This window comes from Microbulbifer sp. SH-1, assembly GCF_011326135.1.
Taxonomy (GTDB): Bacteria; Pseudomonadota; Gammaproteobacteria; order Pseudomonadales; family Cellvibrionaceae; genus Microbulbifer; species Microbulbifer harenosus.
Genome location: NZ_CP046948.1, coordinates 1717915 through 1740466 on the forward strand (window position 1 = coordinate 1717915; position 22552 = coordinate 1740466).

18 protein-coding genes are annotated in these 22552 nt (G+C 57.4%); 6 read left to right on the plus strand and 12 right to left on the minus strand.

The genetic code is table 11. The annotated features are described in order from the left end of the window. Positions 1-181: 181 nt before the first annotated feature. From GNX18_RS07480 to purL, 6 genes are all read right to left on the minus strand, one after another. Positions 182-601: a hypothetical protein gene (locus GNX18_RS07480; RefSeq protein WP_166216663.1), complete on the minus strand. Its 420-nt coding sequence runs from the start codon at positions 599-601 to the stop codon at positions 182-184. Between the two features lie 152 nt (positions 602-753). Next, positions 754-1137: a hypothetical protein gene (locus tag GNX18_RS07485; protein WP_166216666.1), complete on the minus strand. Its 384-nt coding sequence runs from the start codon at positions 1135-1137 to the stop codon at positions 754-756. Positions 1138-1270: 133 nt separating this feature from the next. Then, positions 1271-1762, minus strand: coding sequence for a DUF695 domain-containing protein (locus GNX18_RS07490; RefSeq protein ID WP_166216669.1), 492 nt, complete (start codon positions 1760-1762; stop codon positions 1271-1273). 1386 nt (positions 1763-3148) lie between these two features. Further along, positions 3149-4693, minus strand: coding sequence for a group II intron reverse transcriptase/maturase (gene ltrA / locus GNX18_RS07495; RefSeq protein WP_205827996.1), 1545 nt, complete (start codon positions 4691-4693; stop codon positions 3149-3151). Between the two features lie 738 nt (positions 4694-5431). Beyond that, the gene (locus GNX18_RS07500) at positions 5432-6043 is read right to left on the minus strand and encodes a cation transporter (protein WP_127696259.1); all 612 of its coding nucleotides are present in this window, start codon (positions 6041-6043) and stop codon (positions 5432-5434) included. A gap of 441 nt (positions 6044-6484) precedes the next feature. Next, positions 6485-10363: a phosphoribosylformylglycinamidine synthase gene (purL, locus tag GNX18_RS07505; protein ID WP_205828089.1), complete on the minus strand. Its 3879-nt coding sequence runs from the start codon at positions 10361-10363 to the stop codon at positions 6485-6487. A gap of 554 nt (positions 10364-10917) precedes the next feature. Here purL and mltF point away from each other — a divergent pair. Continuing rightward, positions 10918-12396 carry a membrane-bound lytic murein transglycosylase MltF gene (mltF, locus tag GNX18_RS07510; RefSeq protein ID WP_166216675.1) on the plus strand — a complete coding sequence of 493 codons (1479 nt, stop codon included), beginning with the start codon at positions 10918-10920 and terminating at the stop codon, positions 12394-12396. A gap of 73 nt (positions 12397-12469) precedes the next feature. Here the strand turns inward: mltF and GNX18_RS07515 are convergent, their stop codons facing one another. Next, positions 12470-13471 carry a glycoside hydrolase family 43 protein gene (locus GNX18_RS07515; RefSeq protein ID WP_166216679.1) on the minus strand — a complete coding sequence of 334 codons (1002 nt, stop codon included), beginning with the start codon at positions 13469-13471 and terminating at the stop codon, positions 12470-12472. Positions 13472-13844: 373 nt separating this feature from the next. Between GNX18_RS07515 and GNX18_RS07520 the strand changes: the two genes are divergently transcribed. The 4 genes from GNX18_RS07520 (at position 13845) to GNX18_RS07535 (ending at position 16882) form a co-directional block, all read left to right on the plus strand. Next, entirely contained in the window at positions 13845-14318 is a 474-nt protein-coding gene (locus GNX18_RS07520; protein WP_166216682.1) for a hypothetical protein, read from the plus strand. Between the two features lie 26 nt (positions 14319-14344). After that, positions 14345-14626 carry a PepSY domain-containing protein gene (locus tag GNX18_RS07525; RefSeq protein ID WP_166216685.1) on the plus strand — a complete coding sequence of 94 codons (282 nt, stop codon included), beginning with the start codon at positions 14345-14347 and terminating at the stop codon, positions 14624-14626. Further along, complete coding sequence (dld, locus tag GNX18_RS07530; protein WP_166220457.1) at positions 14623-16362, plus strand: D-lactate dehydrogenase; 1740 nt, start codon at positions 14623-14625, stop codon at positions 16360-16362. The genes GNX18_RS07525 and dld overlap by 4 nt, the downstream gene beginning before the upstream one ends. A gap of 91 nt (positions 16363-16453) precedes the next feature. Then, positions 16454-16882 (plus strand): hypothetical protein, encoded by a 429-nt coding sequence (locus tag GNX18_RS07535; protein WP_138237259.1) that lies wholly within the window; start codon positions 16454-16456, stop codon positions 16880-16882. Between the two features lie 11 nt (positions 16883-16893). Here the strand turns inward: GNX18_RS07535 and GNX18_RS07540 are convergent, their stop codons facing one another. The 3 genes from GNX18_RS07540 to nhaA all read right to left on the minus strand — a co-directional run bounded on the left by GNX18_RS07540 (position 16894) and on the right by nhaA (position 20730). Further along, positions 16894-17949 carry a peptidase M42 gene (locus GNX18_RS07540; protein ID WP_138237258.1) on the minus strand — a complete coding sequence of 352 codons (1056 nt, stop codon included), beginning with the start codon at positions 17947-17949 and terminating at the stop codon, positions 16894-16896. Positions 17950-18024: 75 nt separating this feature from the next. Further along, on the minus strand, positions 18025-19113 hold the full coding sequence (locus GNX18_RS07545) for an alpha/beta hydrolase (protein WP_166216688.1): 1089 nt from the start codon (positions 19111-19113) through the stop codon (positions 18025-18027). A 186-nt stretch (positions 19114-19299) separates the two neighbouring features. Then, a complete protein-coding gene (gene nhaA, locus GNX18_RS07550) occupies positions 19300-20730 on the minus strand; it encodes a Na+/H+ antiporter NhaA (protein ID WP_240914287.1) in 1431 nt (476 codons plus the stop codon). Positions 20731-20884: 154 nt separating this feature from the next. On the opposite strand from nhaA, the gene GNX18_RS07555 reads away from it, so the two are divergent. Next, positions 20885-21733, plus strand: coding sequence for a TlyA family RNA methyltransferase (locus GNX18_RS07555; RefSeq protein ID WP_371808088.1), 849 nt, complete (start codon positions 20885-20887; stop codon positions 21731-21733). 30 nt (positions 21734-21763) lie between these two features. Here the strand turns inward: GNX18_RS07555 and GNX18_RS07560 are convergent, their stop codons facing one another. Continuing rightward, positions 21764-21994 (minus strand): DUF1272 domain-containing protein, encoded by a 231-nt coding sequence (locus tag GNX18_RS07560; RefSeq protein ID WP_138237254.1) that lies wholly within the window; start codon positions 21992-21994, stop codon positions 21764-21766. Positions 21995-22131: 137 nt separating this feature from the next. Further along, the gene (locus GNX18_RS07565; RefSeq protein WP_138237253.1) at positions 22132-22476 is read right to left on the minus strand and encodes a 4a-hydroxytetrahydrobiopterin dehydratase; all 345 of its coding nucleotides are present in this window, start codon (positions 22474-22476) and stop codon (positions 22132-22134) included. Positions 22477-22552: the final 76 nt, after the last annotated feature.

Consider the following 22552-nt stretch of genomic DNA (forward strand, 5'->3'; position numbering starts at 1 on the left):
CGATGTAACAACGAATTTTTTATCGCCTTCCGGGCGAGGGTCTTGCTCGCCCGTAGAAAAGGCTAGCGGTTAACGTTGGCCTTCCCCGCCCATCCTCCTTCGACTTATTTACATGAATAGAGCTGGCCGGGCTCGTTCAACAACCAGATATGTTGCGGCAAGCGCAACATATCCTTATTTGTTATATGCCTATACCCAAGGATGCGGATAGCGCCGTGCCCAATACTGAAATAATAAGCCCTGGCACCCATGTATTTTTGAGTGAAGTGTAAACTTGCTCGACTAAACCAACATCTGTACTACTGGAAGCTAGCTGTTCTTTGATTGTGTTGAGAGATTGTACTAACGCACCGAATTGTTCATCTAGCGCACGGTTAGCCTTTTGATTCGCAAGTGTTACATCACCTGAAGAAACTGATACTTGCTGCCCTATGGTTGTTGACCCTGGACCACCGCCAGTAGCAGTCACAACTTGTCCTATGCCTCCATTTGAAGTTATAGATTGCCCCACCACTTTTACATGAATATGGAATTGGTCTGGGCTATCACATATAGAATCGATTAGAGATTCAACAATGGCTTGCGCATCAACTTTGTTCATAAACTCTCCTTGGCATATAACGCCGCGAGCAGCGGCAGCTTACTTTGGGCGCTATATGCGCAAAAATGGGAGCGAAGCGACCTGCGCATAAAGTGCACAAAGTAAGCTGTCCGGTGGAGGCCCGCAGGGCCGGAACGAACTGCCTCGCCTTGTTAGCCATTGCCCTGAAGGACTTTAAACGTGAGATTTCGATATTTATGAATTTCACTTAACTTAGGTTCAACAGTAAATTCAAATTCTCTGTTTTTTGAAAAAATTTGGATTTTCCAAATTGAAATATCTTCATCACTTGAATCAACATGCTTAATAAATCCATCAACAACAGTGCCATCATCTACGGATAAAGAAATAAGTGGCTCAGAATGGAGGTACTCTTCGTCATATCGTTGATTGCTATCAACTGGCTTCAGCGAAAACCTCAAAACTGCGACAGATTCTGAAACTTTGGACTCATACTTTTCCGCGCCAATGCTATGACCTGTGTGCTCGTGCTGAAAATATACGCTGGTGCGCCCTTTTCTTAAACTTCTAAACATCACTCTGTACCCGAATCTGATGGCTAACGCCGCGCTCAGCCGCGGCTAACTTTGGGCGCTTTATGCGCGATAATGGGAGCGAAGCGACCGCGCATAAAGTGCACAAAGTTAGACGTCGGCCTGCAGCGCATTGTTATGTTTTTGTGGCTCTGAAATACCACTCTGGCTGTTCCCAGCTCGCATCCTGCTCCATGCGATAGTCAAATCGCCTAGGATGACGATGATGCTCAATAATGTATTGCAGGTGCTGATTTGCAATTTCAGGATCGTATACCATCCATACGAGCCTACGAGTCTTATTCCAGGTTTCCCTTACCAGAAACAGCGCATTCCCTCCGGCCTTGATCTCCTCATCTAGTTGATCACAGAAGGGATCGACTATCGCGCGTTCCTCTTCGGATGGCATTCCATTATCGATTAATTCCTCTAAATCGATAATAACGGACAGATGCCATCGAAAAATATCTTTATGCTCAAAGCCGAGTAGACCAGTATTTACCGCAGCTATACAAGGAAGATTTTCTTGCTTGTATTTCATGAGTGTATAACGCTCTTCCGGGAGCACTATTCGAACTTCATTTTCTTTGAGCTCATCTTTCTTCTTTCCGAATAGCTTTCCTAGCACTCAGCTTCTCCCGAAACATAACGCCGCGCTCAGCCGCGGCTAACTTTGGGCGCTTTATGCGCGATAATGGGAGCGAAGCGACCGCGCATAAAGCGCCCAAAGTTAGCCGTCGGCCTGCAGCGCCTTGTTAGTGTTTTTGGTTTCTACCGAGCGTTTTCTTGGAAAATTATTTGATGCCACCACCCAAGAGAACGAACGGGAAACTCCTTTTACAAAACTTTATACCTTCCACAGTACTTTTTCGCACACACAATACTTCTGAAAGTTTCCACCTGACAACTAAAGCCAAATGGTGGGACCGCGTTTTCAGCAATGACTTTGAGAAATCCACACTTCGAAGCCACCACCGGCATTTTTACATTACTTTCGACGAAGCCGATTTTTCTCAAACACTCTTAAAAACACTAACGCCGCCGGCAGGGGCAGCTTACCTTGTGCGCGTTTTGCGCGAAAATGGGAGCGCAGCGACCCGCGCAAAACGTGCACAAGGTAAGCTGTCCCGCGGAGGGCCGAAGGCCCGGAGCCTGGCTGCCCGGCATTGTTAGTGTTGATGAACTTTGACACCAACAAACATGCCCACCGGCAATTTGAAACGCACTGGCTATACGCCCAACTGACCTTGAGTGACACTCATGCCTTTGCCGAACCACGCTTTCCCCTGAGTGGCAAAATAGCCAAAAGGGAACGCTCCACTTTACTATCCTCGCCGCCTTCCACGAATTTTTAGAATGGAAGCCACTGAAGGTGATTAATAACGTCTCGTAAAATCCCTGCTTGCGAACTCCGCTTTACGGAGCACGGAGCCGCCGAATGCCTTCCGAATACTTCTAACTTTCCAGGCGGCGACACTTCGAACCTGAACACTAACGCCCGCAACAGGGGCGACCAATGCTATGCACGTTTTGTGCGAAACTGGGAGCGCAGCGACCCGCACAAAATGTGCATAGCGTTGGGCGTCCCGCGGAGGCCCAAAGGGCCGTAGCAAACTGCTTGCGCTTGTTAAGTTTGATTGGCACTGCGCCCAATTAAGCAGCTCTATACTTTGTGAGATTTTCGCTTGAAAAGCCGCGCCCAAAAGATACCTTCAAAAATTATACCTAGAACCAAGAAAATGGCGCCGCCTACCGGAATCCCAAATACATAGCATGCGATTGCGGCAAAGAAACACAGCAGCGTCAGCACCCATCTTTGTATCAATTTCAAAACGCTCTCCTTTTTTGATTTCCCGCAATCACTCGAATGCAAACGCCGAGTAGCCAGGAGCCGTTACCGACTCCCAGCCCTCTAAGAACCGTACGTGCGGGTTTCCTCGCATACGGCTCAAGCCCCTCAAAGGCTCAAGGAACCCGGCAGTTTGACTCGTTATAAACAATTTTGCTTTCCACATTACGCCGCCAGCTGGTATCTGGCAAGGTAGGCCCGGTCTGCCCTGCGGTTGCTCTGCCCCTGTTGCCAGCGCTTGCGGAAGTAGCTTCCACAGCCCGGCGTATGTGGGGTAGCCTTTGCCACTATCTTGGTGTGGCGCCGGATTGGCAGGTCGCTCAGTTTGAAGAGGGTTATCCTGCGGATAATCCCCAGAGCGGTGCGGGTCTGGCCGGTGAACACCCGCCGATAGCTGCCGTTGGGCGTGCGTTGTGGACGGGTGTAGTGACCGTAAAGCCAGTGTTTCTGACGGTTTTTGTGTCGCCGTCGCATCCACCACCACAGCGCCCGGTAAACCAGGGTATCGATCAAGGCGAAGGTCGCCTTGGATACCCAGGGGCGGTAGTAGTTGAACCAGCCTCGCAACACGCGATTGAGGCGTGTGAGCAGCTGGAAGGTGGGTAGCGCGACGCCGCGCTTGATGAGGGTGCGGATCTTTCCTGCGAAGGCCCGGACCTTGTCCGTGGCGGGCCGGGTCAGCAGCTTGCCACTGTACTTGCGCAGGTTGCAGCCGAGGAAGTCGAACCCTTCGTTGATATGTGCAATGCGGGTCTTCTCGGGAGACAGAATGAGTCCGCGTTCGGCCAGGAAGGCTTCGAGAGCGGGTTTTACCTGTTGCTCCAGTAGTTCCCGGCTGGCGCCGGTGATGACGATGTCGTCCGCGTAGCGAACGATATTGACGCGGCTGCCACTCTTGGGCACGGCAGCCTCGATGGCAGCTTCCAGTCCGTCCAGAGCCATGTTGGCGAGGAGTGGGCTGATGATGCCACCTTGCGGCGTACCTTCGTCAGTCTGGTAGTAGACCTGTCGATCGATGTAGCCGCACTTCAGCCACTGCTGTAGCAGGTGTTTATCCATGGGGATATGCGCTAGCAGCCATTCGTGGCTGAGGTGATCGAAGCAGCCCTTGATATCCGCATCCAATACCCATTCAGCGCAGGTTCTGCGGGACAGGGCGATATAGCACTGTTGCAGGGCATCTGCGGTCGAGCGTTTGGGGCGGAAGCCGTAGGAATGGCGATCGGCTTTCGCTTCTGCCCAGGGTTCCAGCGCGAGGTGCTGCAGGGCCTGGGCCGCGCGGTCGACCATGGTGGGAATGCCCAGGGGGCGCTCCTTGCCATTGGCCTTGGGGATGGAGATGCGGCGCAGCGGCTGAGCGCGATAGCCTCGCCGCTGCAGGGACTGTATCGCTTCAGCGCGATCTTGCGGCCACTGCCAGGTGATACCGTCGATACCGGGAGTCTTGCGGCCGCGGTTGTGCATGACACGGTGCGCGGCCAGCAGTTTGCCAGCATGGGAGCTGGTGAGAAGCCGTTGCAGTGCGCGGGCTTTGTTGTAACGTTTGTCTTCAACCGCCTTCGCGATACGCCGCTGCAGCCGGTGGACGTGGTAACGGGCTGTCTCGATGGCCATTGCCGGCCTGTCGGTCTGGCTCGCCGTTCCCGCTGGGGGCGCACCGGCACTGGAACGCGGCCTGTCCGTCTCCGGGTGCTCCACGATCGCCGTCATTTGCTTTCCCCCACAAAACCGGTTCTCCAACCTCTCTCGCGATGAGGCACCAGCTGGACGTCTGCTCGCTTTCGCGCCGGGCAAAGTTGGAACCCGTATCCGCGTCATTACAGCGCGGCATTCGCTTCTTCCAGCCTCCTACACCCGCATCATAATCAGCTTGCCTCACGGCTCGCTTTCCGGTTGCCCGGTACGATACGGGGTTATCGTGTTCCGTATAAATCTCGGGATAGGTTAGGTCCTGCCTGTCCCCCGGCGGAGCAACATCTGCGTGGTGAGACGTTAAAAGCCCACCAACTTGTCCACGCACCTTTTGGTTAAAGCCTGCCAGCACCTTTGGCTTCTTGCGCATAACGGGAGTGCAGCAGTTCACCTGAGTTGACCATACTATCCATTCCTAGCCCCTTACCGCCTTGGTGCTGGCAGAGTTGAGAATGCCTCGCGGTTATTCTCTCCCGGGCTGTGCCCGCAGGTTACATTGTCCCGGCAGCTTCACACCCCGAAATTACTCTCCACGCATGTGCCGGTAGGAAACCGATGGCAGAACATCGGGTTACATCGTTCTGAGAAATAACCTCCTGTGATTTATCAGAGTGTGTAACAGAAATTTATACGACTTCACGTCGCAATTAACGCCGCGCTCAGGGGCGGCCAATGCTATGCACCTTTGTGCGAAAATGGGAGCGCAGCGACCAGCACAAAGGTGCATAGCGTTGGCCGTCCCTCTGCAGCGCTTTGTTAGGCGCGATTTCCTGATTTCTGAGTTTGGTCCGCATCTTGTAGTATTTTTATACCGCCACGAATCACCACGATTGATATTATTGTTCCCACAATTAGGTCGGGATAGCGACTGCCAACGATGGCAACAAGAACACCAGATATAATTACCCCCAAGTTGGCAATGACATCATTTGTTGAAAATATCCACGAAGCGCGCATGTGTACGCCGCTATCTTTGTGCTTGGAAATGAGAATTAAACAAATGATGTTTGCCAGGAGGGCAACCGCACCGACAACAATGATAAGAGTGCTTTGAGGTTCACTGCCAAAAACCATACGCCTGATCACTTCGAATAAAACGCCAAGCCCCAAAATTATTTGTAGGTAACCGCTCACTCTAGCCGCCTTTGCTTGCTTCACGACTCCTTTCCCAACTGCATATAGTGACAGACCATAGACAGTAGCATCAGCTAGCATATCTAGCGAGTCAGCGATAAGCCCGGTAGATTGCGCCAACCAGCCCAGCGTTAATTCAGTAACAAACATAAATGCATTGATAGATAACAGAATGATGAGAGTTTTCTTTTCCAGACTCTCCGCTTGTTCTGCCCCACAACCACAATCTGACATATTTTCTCCTACTTCAGTAAGGCGCCTAACAGTTTATTAGTGGGCAGGCAGGCCAATATCCTCGCGCCCTCTATCACTTGAAACTTTGTGCGCCAGAATGTCTCCAAAGGCCGATATCGTCAAGCCCATAGCCAGAACCACCTTTCGGTAACCCCAACAAAAATCATCATGATGCCCACTATCCCCATCTGGGAACGGCTCCAGTAACTATCTGATTTATTTAAAAATTTACTCTCTCGTTGAGCGTCTATAGAAATATCGGGCAGCGGGACCAATTTTGTCTCATATCTTCAGCTCCAAGCGTACCTAGATTATCCCTGCTGTATCCGAACTGCCCTTACAGCAACACCATAGACTCTCGCAGGAGGTTGATTTAAGCGCTAAAAAAAACCCGCTCAATTGAGCGGGTTTTCTCGGTGCCAGGTCTTCAGCTGACCTGGGTTAGTCCACAAACACTCGCGCATTGCGGAACAGGCGCATCCAGCCGGAATCCTCTTCCCAGTCGTCAGGGTGCCAGCTGTTGCTGACCGCGCGGGCGACGCGCTCCGGGTGCGGCATCATGATGGTGACGCGACCGTCTTCGGAACACAGGGAGGTGATCCCATTGACAGAGCCGTTGGGGTTGGCCGGATAGGTTTCGGTAATCTGCTGGTTGTTGTTGAGGAAACGCATGGCGATGGTGCCCGATTGCTCGCAAGCTTCCAGCGCCTTCTGGCTCGCGAATTCCACACGGCCTTCACCGTGGGCAACCGCCACCGGCATATAGGAACCGGCCATGCCCCTGAACAGTACGGATGGCGAATCTTCCACGCCCACCAGCGCGAAGCGCGCTTCGTACTGCTCAGATAAGTTGCGCACGAAGCGCGGCCAGTGACTGGCACCGGGGATCAGCTCCTTGATCACGGAGAACATCTGGCAACCATTGCACACGCCGAGGCCAAAGGTGTCCTTGCGATTGAAGAAGGCCTCGAACTGATCGCGGGCACGGTCGTTGAAAAGGATGGTCTTGGCCCAGCCTTCACCGGCGCCGAGTACGTCACCGTAGGAGAAGCCACCACAGCCCACCAGACCTTTGAACTGATCCAGTTCTACACGGCCGGCGAGAATGTCGCTCATGTGCACGTCGATGGCATCGAAGCCGGCTCGGTGGAAGGAGTGCGCCATTTCCACCTGGCTGTTGACGCCCTGCTCCCGCAGGATTGCCACTTTCGGACGCACGCCCTTCTTGATGTAGGGTGCGGCGATGTCTTCGTTGACGTCGTAGCTCAGATTCACCGACAGACCCGGGTCCTGCTGGGCAGATTTGGCCAGGGCGTCGAATTCCTGCTTGGCGCAGTCGGCGTTATCGCGAAGGGACTGAATGCGGTAGCTGGTTTCGCTCCAGATCTGCTGCAGTTCAGCGCGTCCCCGGTTGAAGATTTCCTTGCCGTTGCGGGTGATGCGCAGCTGCTCTTTGTCGTTAAGACCACCGATTTGGTGGGCGGGAACACCAACGGAGGCGAAGCGCATGGCCAACATGTCCGCGTCCGCGGCGGGTACCTGCAGCACTGCACCAAGTTCTTCACTGAACAGTGCGGCAATCGGGTCCTCGCCGAGATCGTAAATCTCCACATCCACACCTACGCGACCGGCGAAGCTCATTTCCGCCAGTGTGGCGAACAGGCCGCCATCGGCGCGATCGTGGTAGGCGATAACTTTGTCTTCCTCAAGCAGTTCCTGCATCACCTCAAAGAAGCCTTTGAGACGCTTGGCATCGTCCAGATCCGCTGGCTTATCACCCAGCTGGTTGTACACCTGCGCCAGGCAGGAGCCACCGAGGCGGTTTTTGCCGGCACCCAGATCCACCAGCAGCAACTCGGTTTCGCCCTTTGCGGTGCGCCGCAGTTGCGGGGTGGCCACCTTGCGCACATCGGTGACTGGGCTGAACGCAGAGATCACCAGCGACAAAGGTGCGGTAACGGCCTTGTCCACCCCGTCGTCGTTCCACGCAGTGCGCATGGACATGGAGTCCTTGCCTACCGGTATGGTGATGCCAAGTGCCGGGCACAGTTCCATGCCGATGGCTTCTACGGTGCGGTACAGCTTTTCCTCTTCGCCCGGGTGGCCGGCGGCGCACATCCAGTTGGCGGAGAGCTTGATATCGGACAGTTGCTTGATCGGTGCGCAGGCGATGTTGGTGATGGCCTCACCGACCGCGAGACGGCCAGAAGCCGGCGCGTCCAGCAATGCTACCGGCGTGCGCTCGCCCATGGACATGGCTTCACCGGCGTAGCTGTCGTAGGCCACAGTGGTCACACCGCAGTCCGCCACCGGCACTTGCCAAGGGCCGACCATCTGATCGCGGGAGACCTGGCCGGTTACGGTGCGGTCGCCGATGGTGATCAGGAAGTTCTTGCTGGCGACAGTCGGCAGACGCAGTACGCGCTCGGCAGCTTCGTTCAGGTCGATGTTGCTGGTGTCGAACGCGGTGGTGCTGGCTTCGCGCTTCTCCGCCACACGGTGCATCTTCGGCGGCTTGCCGAACAGCACGGACATGGGCAGGTCTACCGGTTTGGCATCGAACTGCTTGTCATTAAGTGTCAGGTGCTTCTCGCTGGTGGCCTCACCAACGACCGCGAAGGGCGCGCGCTCGCGCTCGCAGATTTTCTGGAAACGCTCCAGATCCTGCGGCATCACCGCCATCACGTAGCGTTCCTGGGATTCATTGCACCAGATTTCCAGCGGGCTCATGCCCGGCTCATCGGACGGCACATTGCGCAGTTCGAATTTGCCGCCGGTGCCGCCGTCTTTCACCAGTTCCGGGAAGGCGTTGGACAGGCCACCGGCACCCACATCGTGGATGAAGGCGATGGGATTCTTGTCCCCCAGCTGCCAGCACTGGTCGATGACTTCCTGACAACGGCGCTCGATTTCCGGGTTCTGGCGCTGTACGGACGCGAAGTCCAGGTCCGCTGAGCTGGAGCCGCTTGCCATACTGGAGGCCGCGCCGCCGCCGAGACCGATCAACATGGCCGGGCCGCCGAGCACGATCAGCTTGGCGCCGGGCTGGAATGCGGGCTTTTCGATATGCTCTTCACGGATATTGCCGTAGCCACCTGCCAGCATGATGGGCTTATGGTAACCGCGGCGCTCGCCGTCGAAGTCTTCTTCAAAGGTTCTGAAATAGCCGCAGATATTCGGGCGGCCGAACTCGTTGTTGAATGCGGCACCGCCAATGGGGCCCTCGATCATGATGTCGAGCGCGGTGACGATGCGCTCGGGTTTGCCGTAGTTCACTTCCCACGGCTGCAGGTACCCCGGGATCAGCAGGTTGGACACGGTGAAGCCGGTCAGGCCTACCTTGGGCTTGGAGCCGCGGCCCACCGCGCCCTCGTCGCGGATCTCGCCACCGGCGCCGGTACCGGCACCGGAGAACGGCGCGATCGCAGTCGGGTGGTTGTGGGTTTCCACCTTCATTAATAGATGGATGGCTTCCTGACTGAAACCGTAGACTTTGGTCTCGGGGTCCGGGTAGAAGCGGCCGGCGTGGTGGCCCACCACCACGGCGGCGTTGTCCGCGTAGGCGGAGAGTACGTTCTCGCCCCCCAGGCGATAGGTGTTTTTGATCATGCCGAACAGGGAGTTCGGCATGTCTTCGCCGTCGATGGTCCAGCTGGCATTGAAGATCTTGTGGCGGCAGTGTTCAGAGTTCGCCTGCGCGAACATCATCAGTTCCACATCAGTGGGGTTGCGCTCCAGTTCTTCGAAGCTGGTCAGCAAATAGTCGATCTCGTCGTCCGCCAGCGCCAGCCCCAGATTGACATTGGCCTCTGCCAGCGCATCGCGGCCGCCATTCAGCACATCCACGCGGTCCATGGAGCGCGGGTCTTCAACCTGGAACAGTTGCTCCGCCTGTGCCATTTCAGTGAAAACGCACTCCACCATCCGGTCATGCAACTCTGCCGCCAGCCGGTCGCGTTCAGCCCCGGTTAATTTGACCCCGCTAATGTAGTAGGCAACCCCCCGCTCGAGGCGGTGTATCTGGCCGAGGCCCGCGTTGTGGGCAATATCGGTGGCCTTGGATGACCAGGGCGAAATAGTGCCCGGACGCGGTACTACCAGCAGCAGTTCGCCCTCTGGCTGATGCTTCTCTTCGGTGGGACCGTACTGCAGCAGACGCTCCAGCAGCGCTTGTTCTTTCTCACCGAGCGCTTTGCTGTCGGCAAAGTGCACGTACTCGGCGTAGACATCCGCAATGGCGGGCTGCAGGGCGCGGAGTTGAGTCAGAAGTTTTAAATGGCGAAATTTCGACAGTGCGGGAGCACCACGCAGAACTAGCATCGCGGGAGTTAGCCTCTTGTCTGGTATTGAGCACCTGTGGGCATAGGCAATCGGCTACGGGATTGGCGTTGGCGCGTGCCGCACAGGAACGAGGGGTATCGTGAGCGCGCGCATTGTACCCGAAGCGACAGCGCTCCAACACTGCTGCAAACAACTCTCGGGCACATAACCAGCCGGGTGCAAGAGCAGTAAAGATGAAGCGCCGGTACAACACCACTCAAGAGACCGCTCACAAGCGATCTCTGGCGCCATTTACCTCTTAAAACCGCGCGGTGACGCTATTGGCGCCGGCGCTGGATACTACACTTATCCTGCCAAAACAAGCCAGCAGGTCACAAAGATATAGACGACACGGTCAACGGATTGGTCAGTGTGCAGATGTTTGGGTAGAATTGCCGCGCTTTTGACCCAGGCCTGGGCAAATATTAGACACTAGGCTTTGCGCGCGGGTAGCAAAGGAGCCGCCGCCTGCAGGAAATGACGCAACCGACCCAACTTTCCTCGAGTCGGACGCGCCGAAAATAAAGCAGTGAATGGATTCGAGGGACCAACCTATGATTATGAAAAGCCGACTGCTGCGATATAGCTGCCGCCTCTTGAAGTGTGCAGTGCTGACCTGTTGCGCGTCCCTGTTGGTGGCCAGCAAGGCCCCCAGCCTGCTGGAGCAGGTCAAGGCATCCGGCAAGCTGGTGGTCCTTTCCCAGAACGGCCCCACCACCTACTATGAAGACGCCAACGGCAATTACACCGGTTTTGAATACGGTATGCTGCGCGCGTTTGCCCGCGAACTGGGCGTAACCCTGGAAATTCGCGACGTACACGATCTCGGCCACCTGTTCCGCGAGCTGGAAAACCCGAATTCAGGCGCCCATCTCGCCGCCGCCGGCCTCACGGTAACCCCCGAACGCCGCGAGCAAGTGCGCTTTGCCCCCTCTTATTTCGAGATTCGCCAGCAGATTATCTACCGCCTGGGGGAATCCCGCCCGCGCAGCGTGGCTGACCTTGAAGGTAAGAATATCGCTGTGATCGCCGGCAGCGCCCACGCCGAGCAGTTGCGCAAACTCTCCGAACGCTATCCCGCACTGACGTGGGAAGAAATTTCCGATGTGGATGCGATGGAGCTGGTGGACATGGTGAATGAGGGCAAATACACATACGCCGTGGTGGATTCCAATGCCTACGCCGTGCACCGAGGCCTCTACCCCAACACCCATATCGCCTTCAATCTGACCCAGTTTCAGCCTGTCTCCTGGGCTTTCCCCAGGGGTGATGACGACACCCTCTACCATGCGGCGCGCAATTTCATGCTGCGGGCCAATACTAGCGGGCTGGTTGCGGAGCTGCGCGAGCTGTATTTCGGTCATGTGAGCAAAATGAACGCGGGCGGCGCGCAAACCTTCGCACAGCTGAGCCGCGAGCGCCTGCCCCAGTGGCGCGCGGAAATGGAGCGGGTGGCGAAGCAATACGATCTGGACTGGGAACTGTTGGCCGCACTCAGTTACCAGGAGTCCCACTGGAACCCGCACGCCAAGTCCCCCACCGGAGTGCGCGGCTTGATGATGCTGACCCTGGCCACAGCCCGGGAAATGGGAGTGAATCGGCTTGACCCCATCGAGAGCATCGAGGGTGGAGCGCGCTATTTTATGCAGGTACGGGACAAAATCCCCGAGCGCATCCGCGAACCGGACCGCACCTGGATGGCGCTCGCTGCGTATAACGTCGGCTACGGCCACCTCGAAGACGCCCGGGTGCTGACCGAGCGCATGGGCGGCAGCCCGGACCGCTGGGCAGACGTACGCGAACACCTGCCGCTGCTCGCCAAGCGCCAGTACTACACAACCCTGAAGCACGGTTACGCGCGTGGCTGGGAACCAGTCACCTACGTGAAGAATATCCGCCACTACCAGGCGCTCCTGACCTGGACCAGTCGTATCGAAGAGCAGCGTCTGGCCGCTGCCGCGGCCAACGATGCCGGCGAATCTCTCGCGGACATTCCCGTCGCGGAAGCCGCGGCCTCTCAGTCAGCCTTGTGATATTTACGCGTGGTTAGCGAATAAACAGGCGGCCACCGGCCGCCTGTTTTTTTACCTCTGGCTCGATTGAGCCTCAATCAGCCCGGATTCCCCAGACCGCTGTGCCGTTGCCCGACAGGGCCGAGAAGGTCACTTCATAGCGGTGGCGCACCTGATTCCACTGACGGGACACCACTCCCTGGTAACTGATGCCCCCCAGGGTCAGGGTGATATCCCGGGTCACCTCGTTGTATACCCAGCTGCCGGACGGATTACCGGTAACCGAGCCACCTGTATTCAACTGGATGTCGCTCGAGCCCTTGATCGCCGCGGAAATGTCCTTGCCGTGGTTGATGAGCTGAAAAGTCCCAGGGATTTCACTGGCAAAAACAGCCTCCAACTCCTCGCGGCTTCGGCTGGCGTTGTTGCTGTCCACCTTCTGCGCATAGCGCAGTGGCGCCACCACCGGCCAGCCGGCGTCATTCAGGAAAAACTCATGCACGCGTACTTCGTGCTCCTCTCCGCGGCCGGGGAAACGGGTGTGGAAAAACATGAAGTACTGCCCGGTGTCTGCCTTGCGGTAGGCGGAATTGTGCCCCGGTGAAACATAGCCGAGCTGATTATTGCTGTTGGCAAACAGATGGTTGCCCATCAGCTTGACGCCGTGGGGGGCGATACTGGCGTCATCGAAAATAGTCCCCGCGGCGCCCTTCACTGACGACATATTGGTGCCGTTAGCATCGTAATAGGGACCGTCCGGACTGGTGGCGCGGGACACGCGAATATTGTATCCGCCATCGGCGGCTAGACCGCCGTAGCTGACGAACATGTAGTAGTAACCGGTTTCCGGCGCATAAATGGTATACGCCGCCTCAATCCGCGCGTGATTGCCGCCCAGCAGGTGTTTGCCATAGCCCTGCCCCGCCAGCGGGAAACCGGTGCTCGAATTCAACTCAAGGATGAAAATACCTCCGGAATAAGAACCGTAGGTCATCCACAGGCGATTGCTCACGTCCCGGAATACCACCGGGTCCACGACATTGGGGTGCACGGTGGCGTCGTACACGCTGCCATCTTCACTGGCCTGCCCCCACATCCCGGACTTGAGGAAAACCCCCTGGTTGGCATAGGGGCCTTCAACATTTACTTTTATGTTGAGGGCTGTACTGCAACACCTCAGCTGAGGTGTTCAGCCGCGGGAGAGTCGGACCGGGGACGGCTATGGAATCACCCCGGTTTATTTATCGTTATTGCCACACCCCGGCTGAAGGCCGAAACGAAGGCCTAATATTTATAATACGATAAGACTTAACCCGCAATTCTTAACGCCAGTACCTCGCGACACAGTGAATGCAGAGAAATGTGAACCACAGCGGATATTCTTCCGCGCAAGGCGCCAAATCCCACCTATGCTTACTTCACATGGCCGCTCACATGCGCGCCGAGGTTTGAATTGTTGAGGAGGAACCATGATCCACAAGTTACTGTACGTTACCCTCGCTACAACTCTGGCCACCGCCATTGCGATGTCCGGTTGCAGTCGCAAATCTGAAACCCATGATCCGGACGCGGCGCCAGGGACAGAGACGGAAGTGGTGGAGGAAATGACCGTCACCGAACCCGAGCAAGGTACCGACGCCGACACTGCGACGCCAGACACCACCACCGCGCCACCAGCAACCGGTGACACGGCGGAAAGCCCGAACAGCGAGGGTCAATTGATCTGCACCCCGGAGTGGTTCAAGTGGGTCAATGAACAGGTGATGAGCCAACAGAGCGAGGCCATCGCCGAGCAATTTCCCAGTGGACTTCCCGATGTAGGGAGCGACGAGTGGTTCACCGCCATTGATAAGCTCACCGGCGGCGACGGCGCCCACGGCCCCGACGGCGGCAGCGACGAGTGGTGCTTCATGATCCAGCAACGCCTCAGCACAACCGACTGATCGGCATGGCCGGCAAAGGAGAAACGATGAAGATCTTTAAAAATTCCCTGCTCGCCGTGACGCTCAGCGGCATTGCGGCAATGACCGCGACCCAGGCCAATGCCAAAGATGAAATGCCACCCCCAGGCGCCATGGCTCTTTCGATGCTCATTACCAAACTGGAGCAACAGGGGTACACACCGGTGGTGGACGTTTCGCTGGAGCGCGGCCGCTGGGAAGTGGAAGCTTATAAGGAAGGTAAGAAATTCGATTTGAAACTGGACCCGAACAGCGGGGAAATCCTTCAGATGACGGAAGACCGCGACTGAATACCGTAAACAGCGACAGCAACCAGCAGCTGCTTCAGACACTGGAACAGCTGCTCGGTGCCGACAGGGTCATTGCCGACCCGCGGCGCAACGAACATTTCCGCAAAGGGTTTCGCTCCGGTGAGGGCGACGCCCTTGCGGTCGTTTTTCCGGAAAAACTGCTGCAGCTGTGGCGGGTGCTCCAGGCCTGTGTCGACGCTGGGGCGATCATCATCCTGCAGGCGGCAAATACCGGCCTTACCGAGGGCTCCACTCCCAGCGGTTCAGACTACGACCGCCCGGTAGTGGTCATCAACACCCTGCACATGAACACCATCCACTTGCTGGATGGTGGCAGACAGGTGGTGGCACTACCCGGCGCCACATTACATGCACTGGAAAAACTGCTCGCGCCAATTCAACGCGCACCGCATTCGGAGATTGGCTCTTCCTGCCTTGGCGCATCCATTGTGGGCGGTATTGCCAACAGTTCCGGCGGTGCCCTGTGCCAGCGCGGCCCCGCCTACACCGAGCTCGCCGTGTTTGCGCGCGTGAATGAACGCGGTGACCTGCAACTGATTAACCACTCAGGTATCGATCTTGGTGCCAGTCCCGAGGAGATCTTGAGCAACCTTGAGCGCGGCACCTTCGGCCAGATACGGCCAATTCGCTATTCCGAGCACGATGATCGCCCGCGCATGGCCTCGGACCGGGAATACGCAACGCGCATTCGCGACGTGGATGCGGACACTCCGGCGCGCTTCAACGCCGACCCCAGAAGACTGTTTGAAGCCAGTGGCTGTGCCGGCAAGGTTGCCGTTTTCGCCGTGCGACTGGACACATTTCCTATTGCGCAATCTACCCGGACCTTTTACATCGGCAGCAACAACGCACAGGTGTTTGCGCGACTGCGCCGCGGCCTTTTACGCGACTTGCCACAGATTCCACTACTCGGCGAATACCTGCACCGGGACATGTTCGATCTGGCTGCCGTCTACGGCAAAGACAGTTTTTACACCATCGAAAAACTCGGCACGCGAAACATGCCGCGCTTCTTTGCACTCAAGGGCCGGGTGGATGCGTGGCTCGCCAAGCGCCGCTTCCTGCCGCGTTTCCTAAGTGACCGGCTGCTGCAGAAAATCAGCTTGTTGCTACCAGCGCATCTGCCACCGCGCATGTTGGCGTACCGCGAGAAATTCGTGCACCACCTGATCGTCAAGGTGGCCGACGAAAACATCGCGCCGGCGGAATCGTGGTTCAGGGAATTTTTCAGTCGCGCGGAAAATACCGGAGATTATTTTGCCTGCACGGATGAGGAGGCCACAAAGGCGATGCTGCACCGCTTTGTCTCTGCCGGCGCGGCCATGCGCTATTGCGCGGTGCACAGTGGGGAAGTGGGAGAGTTGCTGCCGCTGGATATTGCCCTGCGCCGTAACGATATGGACTGGGAGGAGCAGCTGCCGGCAGAAATTGCCGGGCAGTTGCAATGCCGGCTCTACTACGGGCATTTCCTGTGCAATGTGTTCCACCAGGACTACATCCTGAAAAAGAACGCCGATGCGGACGCGGTAAAGGCCGCTATGCTGGAACTGCTCGACCGGCGCGGTGCCCGCTACCCCGCGGAACACAATGTGGGGCACCTGTATCAGGCGCCCGAGGCACAGCGGAAGTTCTTCGAACAGCTGGACCCCACCAACACCTTCAACCCGGGGATCGGTCTGACCGGCAAGACCCGGCGCAATTGCAGCTGCGGTTGAGGAGACCCTGGAACAAAAACCGGATAAAACATTTGGCGTTTGCGTATTGCCACCCTACCAATGATGGGATAACGGCAATTTGGGGAGCGCCATGTTGTTTGCCATCCGCAAGGTTTCAGTCTTTCGCTGTTTTTTCTTTCGATCGAGTGCGGCCGCCCTGGCACTGGCATTCTCGGCAGCGGCCATGGCCCAGCAACCGGGGCCCTTCACGGCACAGGACTTCCGGTTTTCCGGTTCACCCGAGCTGCAAATGCCCTCCCACCTCTACGGACCGGATCTCGATGGCTCCACACCATCTGAAATTGCCTTAAGTCCCGGCGCGGTGAAGCAGCGTCTGCAGCGCCTCGGCTTCCACTCAATTTCCAGTATCCGGTTTCGCGGCGGCTACTGGAATGTGGTGGCGTACAACGGCAAGAAAAAACGGCAATTGACCGTGCACCCGGAAAGCGGGGCCATACGCTCGGACCGCCCTTACTGCAACAACCGCTGCAACCGCTATCCACTCAGCGAAGAATTCTGATCACCTTGCCATCAACCGTCCGCGGCGATGGCAAACAGCAGATCGCTGAACGCGCTGTTGGCGCGGACAGACGCAGACTCCTGCATGGTGTGATAGCCGGTGGTGGGAATCTGCAGGGTGGTGCCCTGCACAAAACCGGAAGACGCGGACACAATCCGCCCGAGCTCGGTACTTCCCAGAGACTGGGGTTCCTGTCCCTCGGCTATAGCTTTATGGTTCTGCGCCTCGATGTAGGTATCTTTATAGCTATAGGTAATGCCCTGCGCTTCGCACAGAGCCGCAAGGCGCGCAGTGGTGCCGGGGTGAAAATCGGCGTTGGCATCCCGGCGCCGCAACACCACCTGCTGGGCATCGGCACTGGTCCGGTCCGGGTAGGGGCTGGTATCCACCACAATCAGCTTTTCCGTACCGCCATTGAAACGGCGGAACCACTCCAACAGGTAGCGCCAGCTACTGCCGGATTCCTCCTGCGCGGTAAAAAATGCCGTACCCTGGAAACCGAGCCCATACAGATGCACTAAGTGCGCCGCGGTGAGCACGTTGTCGAGCTGCGCACTGAGAATACCGTCGCTGACTTTCAGGCGGTCGGTAAAGGCCACTGGCGTGCCCGCCACCACATGCTCAAGCCCCGCCACTTCGAAAATGAGGTTGTTGCGATAACCGCAGACGTAGGCGCGGCGGATGACTCCGGAGCCGAAGTAGGAACCCGACCAGGGTTCGTAAGCGGTCACGGAAACACCCTGAAAGCGGTCAACGATTTTCGTCATCAGTTTTTCGGACACCGAGTTACCGAGCAGGTCGGAGCGGTGCCCGGAAACAAAGGCGGCGTACTGGAATTCGTTGGGTCCGGTGCAAATCAGGCCGTGGCGGTCAATGTGGGCAGAGAATTTAGCACTGTGCGGGCGCTGGCCCTGGGCCACCAGAAGCCCCTCGTACCAGGTCACGTGGGCACCGCGCTCCTCCAACTCGCGCTGCAACACCCGAAAAAATGAGTGTTCCGCGCCCACGACACTGGGGCTGCGCACCAGCAATTTGAGCAGGTCGATAAACTGTTCTGACTGTTGCATTTCCGCGGACCTCTGAGCCCCTTCGGCTTACGATTCGGCGCGAGTATAGCGAGCGGAAACTGCCGATTGCGACCGTTATTTCACCACGCGCTGCAGAAAATCCGCCACCCGTTCCGCAGTGGGATCAAACCATGGCTGGAACAACCAGAAAGGGTGCGGCGAGTCCCCGTGAGTCATCACCTCGGTCGCCACATCCGCCGCCGTCAGACGGGCAATATACTCGTCCCTACCGGCGTGAAAGCGCGGTCGGCTGCTGTTGATGAACAACGTGGGGGGAGAGCCGGCGCCGGCGTATTCCAGTGGCGACGCCTCGCGCCAGCGCTCCGGTACCTCCTCGTAACGACCACCAAACCAGGCGCCCGCGGCCGATGGATTCTTGCGCGGGTCGTTCTCGTGCGCGAGCGCCATGGGTGTGATGAAGCTGACCACCCCATCGAGATTGACAATCGCAGCCACGGCTTCGCACGCGGTATCGCGCCCCTCGCCCTCTTCACGATAGGCCGGTATCCCCGGAGTCACCCCCACAAGCGTAGCCAGTTGCGCGCCCGCGGAGGCACCGAGAATGGCGATGCGATGTCGATCAACCCCGAGCTGCCCCGCATTCCGGTGCAGCCAGCAGAGCGCAGCCTTGATGTCCTGGACCGCAGCCGGGTACTGCGCCTCCAGGGAAAGGCGGTATTCCACCGTAGCGGCAACAAAACCCCGGTTGGCGAGATAGATGGCCATGGGCTCCTGCAGGGTACGATTGCCGGAGCGCCAACCGCCGCCGTGCACCAGCAGCACCGCCGGCCGCCCGGGGTGCTGGCCAACGTTGAACGAGGCCTCGCCGGTAACATCCGGCCGGAACAGGTCCAGGTGCAGTGAGCGCGCGCCAATTTGCCGGTATACCCGCCCCCGCTCAACAACAATCCCAGGTCCAGGTGCTACCCGGGCAATGCTGATGTCGGGGTAATGCGCGCGCTCTTTCGCGAACGCGGCTTCCGCGGTGAAGGAGTTGTCCGTCGGATAGGCGGCCGCGGCAATGCCCTTGCCGGCCACCAGTCCCAATCCCGCCACAAGTGCCAGCACTGGCAGCAGGCTCCAGCACAGCACACTGCGCCAATCGCTGGGCTGCCGGAAGTCCAGCGTGCCCTGTTCCTGTTTACGCAGGGTAAGCTTCTCCATCCCTCGCACTCCTGATTATGCTTATTGAGTGACAAGCCAATTATCGGAAATCACCGAATTTGGACTGACCAAAACTGAAGATTTCCGATACTAACACAGGATAAGCGCGACGCTGCTACCTTGGATCTCGCTGCTGGTCACCGGACGTGATGGTACTTCCGATGACGCTTACTCAGGCGCGGCCGGTTACGGCAGCTTCCGCTCCTCGCCAACCTGGGTATTGTCCCCGTGATCCGCGCCGCTTTTCTGTGTGGACGCCTCCATCGGGGCCCGCCGCAGTACCAGGAATCCCAATACGCCGGCGATGACGGAAGCCAGCAACACCCCCGCCTTGGCCTGGATCAACATTTTGGGTGCGCCTTCGAACGCGAGTTCAGAGATAAATATCGACATGGTAAAACCAATCCCGCCCAGCAGTGCCACACCGACAATGTGATGGAAGGTGGCGGATCTCGGCAATTCACCCAGACCCAGCTTCCAGCCAATCCAGGTAGCCCCTACGATGCCGATCAACTTGCCAAACACCAGACCGCAGATCACTCCGAGCGTAAGCGGGTTGAACACCGCGGTGTAGCTGGTGAAGCTGTCAATGGGAATACCCGCATTCGCCAGCGCAAATATCGGCACCACCACGAAAGCCACCGGTGTGTGAAGGCGGGTTTCCATCCGCTGTAGCGGCGATTGCACCATATGAATTCCACTGTCCAGAGCGGTCACCCGCGCACGCAACGCATCGTTGGCAATGATCTTGTCGCCTGGACGAAAGCAACGGTCAAAACTGCGGATGATGTCCTTAACGAAGGTGCTGAACGCCACCGGGTCGTACTTGGGCCTCGCGGGGATCGCCATCGCGGTAATTACGCCCGCCAGGGTGGCGTGCACACCAGTGAGATACAGCGCATACCACAGCAGAATGCCCACAAACATATATCCCGCTGACCGGCGCACCCCCACGAATTGCAGCAGCCAAAGTAGGCCCACCAGAACACAGGCGGCAATCAGGGCGTGGGTATTCACGCTCTCGGTATACCAGACGGCGATCACGAGAATGGCTCCCAGGTCGTCCACGATGGCCAGCGCCACCAGAAACGTCACTACCGCCCGCGGTACCCGGTTACCCAGAATCGCGATACAGCCTACGGCAAATGCGATATCTGTGGCCATGGGAATCCCCCAGCCACGCTCCGCGGGCGTCCCGCCGTTCAATGCGAAAAAAATCAGTGCCGGCACCACCATGCCGCCCGCCGCGGCCATCACCGGCAACACTGCGTGTCTCAGCTCGGACAATTCACCAACGAGGAACTCCCGCTTGAGTTCGAGCCCCACCAACAGGAAAAAGATGGCCATCAGCCCGTCGTTGATCCAATGGTGGAAACTCATGGACAGCGACCAGTCGCCGAAGTTGTAGCTCACCGGTAAATGCAGCAGGTGTTTGTACCCCTCCTGCCAACCGGAATTGGCAATGATCAGTGCAATCACCGCGCACGCCATCAATAGCAGACCGCTGGTGCTCTGGCGATGAATGAACTCTTCGAATGGTGTGACGAGCCGGCCGAACGCATTCTCCAGCGGGGCCTCGAATACCCGGCCTTTGCGCACCCTGAACTTACTCAACACCGTTTTTGCCATCTGTCCCGAACTCCCTAATAATTCCTACACGCCATTTTCGCCGCCTGCCGTTGCATCTTGCGGCGCGATGGTTATTCCGATTGGCAATGACATCGCCGGAGCATGTTTCCGCTGCTTCTCAGAATCCGGGACAGAGGGTAGCATGGCCGCCCTTTCCAACCCCAATTCCACAATCGGTCAGTTTTTGCGACGTCCATTTCAAAAGCTGATTGCCAGAACTATAGTGCCGTCCATGATCCGTCTCGACTTGTTATTGGTGAAGCGCAACCTGGCCAGCTCCCGCACCCATGCCCGCAAGCTGATCGACGCGGGGCGCGTCCAGTTGTATGAAGGCCACAGCCCCCGCCCTGCCACCAAGGCGAGCCAGAGCGTGAGCGAAGACACTCGCATCACCGTGGAGCCACTACCGGAAGACCGCTATGTATCCCGCGCCGGGCTAAAACTGGCGGGGGTCCTCGATCACACGCATCTCGATCCCAATGGCTGGCGGGCACTGGATGTGGGCTGCTCCACCGGCGGCTTCAGCGACTGCCTGCTGCAGCGCGGTGCCGAGCTGGTGGTCGGTGTGGATGTAGGGCACGACCAATTGGCCGAATCTTTGCGCAACGATCCGCGCATGCATCTGTTCGAGGGCATCAACGCCAGATACCTAACTGTCGAACAGCTGGCTCCTCTGGCCGACAAGGGGTTTGACGCGGTGGTGATGGATGTTTCATTTATCTCCCAAACCCTGATCCTGCCGCGGCTGCCGCCACTGATGAAACCCGGCGGTCATCTGCTGAGCCTGGTCAAACCCCAGTTTGAAGTCGGCCCCGACGGTATCGGTAAAGGTGGGCTGGTGCGCGACCCCGTACTGTATCAAGGGGTACAGGAAAAAATCAGCGCACTGTGTGCAACGCTGGGGCTGGAGGTGAAAACCTATATTGACAGCCCGATCACCGGCGGCGACGGCAATCAGGAGTTTTTACTCTGGGCACAAAAAAGTTCATAACGCGCTGCTCTGACAAAAATAGCGTTGCGCTCAGGGAAGGATTGTTTCGAGCTTTGCCTTAAACCCGGACTTTGGTACCTCTGTGGGCGACGTACGTCGCCGCGGGCGGACCACCAGATTACCTTGGCAATTGGGACAGACGTGTTGCAGTGATTCGCTGCAGTCCGTGCAGAAAGTACATTCGTAAGAACAGATAAAGGCTTGATCGGAAAGGCCCAGTTTTACGCTGCAACGCTCGCAGCTGGCTTTCATCTTCAGCATGTTGTCTTACTCACTTACCCGCTGTATTTCTGCTTGCCACTTTGCATAGGAATCTCGCATAGCTCGAACGCCGCAACTCACAGCTGGAAGTGTGCACCGTATTCGCAAACTTCACGAATACGGCGCAGGCGCTGGATTCACTCCACCTCAAGCTGCTTGTCGGTACGCGCCGCCATGATGAAATCATTCTTGTGCAGGCCACCGGCCTCATGACTCCACCAGGTGACCGTTACCTTGCCCCACTCTGTCAACAGTGCGGGGTGGTGCCCGACTTCTTCGGCGATGGCGCCTACCCGGTTAGTAAATGCCAACGCCTGTTTGAAGTTGCGGAACTTGAACGCTCTTTCAAGCTGCATCACGCCGTCCCGCACAACCGGTGTCCAGTCCGGAATTTCCCGGATCAACTGCGCCAGTTCTTCATCGGAAACCAACGGCGCATCCGCCCTACAGGCTTCACACGCCTGCGCTGCGAGATCTGTCATACCTGACTCCTCTGTGGAAAATACAAAATTGAATGGAGCAATTCGTGGCACTCGGCCACAAATTCACGTTTTGCCA

Coding starts and splice junctions, on each gene's coding strand:
- mltF (WP_166216675.1), top strand. CDS start 10,918: ATGATTATGAAAAGCCGACTGCTGCGATATAGCTGCCGCCTCTTGAAG.
- GNX18_RS07515 (WP_166216679.1), bottom strand. CDS start 13,471: ATGTGGGGGCAGGCCAGTGAAGATGGCAGCGTGTACGACGCCACCGTG.
- GNX18_RS07560 (WP_138237254.1), bottom strand. CDS start 21,994: ATGCTGAAGATGAAAGCCAGCTGCGAGCGTTGCAGCGTAAAACTGGGC.
- GNX18_RS07565 (WP_138237253.1), bottom strand. CDS start 22,476: ATGACAGATCTCGCAGCGCAGGCGTGTGAAGCCTGTAGGGCGGATGCG.
- purL (WP_205828089.1), bottom strand. CDS start 10,363: ATGCTAGTTCTGCGTGGTGCTCCCGCACTGTCGAAATTTCGCCATTTA.
- GNX18_RS07520 (WP_166216682.1), top strand. CDS start 13,845: ATGATCCACAAGTTACTGTACGTTACCCTCGCTACAACTCTGGCCACC.
- GNX18_RS07535 (WP_138237259.1), top strand. CDS start 16,454: ATGTTGTTTGCCATCCGCAAGGTTTCAGTCTTTCGCTGTTTTTTCTTT.
- GNX18_RS07485 (WP_166216666.1), bottom strand. CDS start 1,137: ATGTTTAGAAGTTTAAGAAAAGGGCGCACCAGCGTATATTTTCAGCAC.
- GNX18_RS07500 (WP_127696259.1), bottom strand. CDS start 6,043: ATGTCAGATTGTGGTTGTGGGGCAGAACAAGCGGAGAGTCTGGAAAAG.
- GNX18_RS07555 (WP_371808088.1), top strand. CDS start 20,885: ATGGCCGCCCTTTCCAACCCCAATTCCACAATCGGTCAGTTTTTGCGA.
- ltrA (WP_205827996.1), bottom strand. CDS start 4,693: ATGACGGCGATCGTGGAGCACCCGGAGACGGACAGGCCGCGTTCCAGT.
- GNX18_RS07525 (WP_166216685.1), top strand. CDS start 14,345: ATGAAGATCTTTAAAAATTCCCTGCTCGCCGTGACGCTCAGCGGCATT.
- GNX18_RS07540 (WP_138237258.1), bottom strand. CDS start 17,949: ATGCAACAGTCAGAACAGTTTATCGACCTGCTCAAATTGCTGGTGCGC.
- GNX18_RS07480 (WP_166216663.1), bottom strand. CDS start 601: ATGAACAAAGTTGATGCGCAAGCCATTGTTGAATCTCTAATCGATTCT.
- GNX18_RS07545 (WP_166216688.1), bottom strand. CDS start 19,113: ATGGAGAAGCTTACCCTGCGTAAACAGGAACAGGGCACGCTGGACTTC.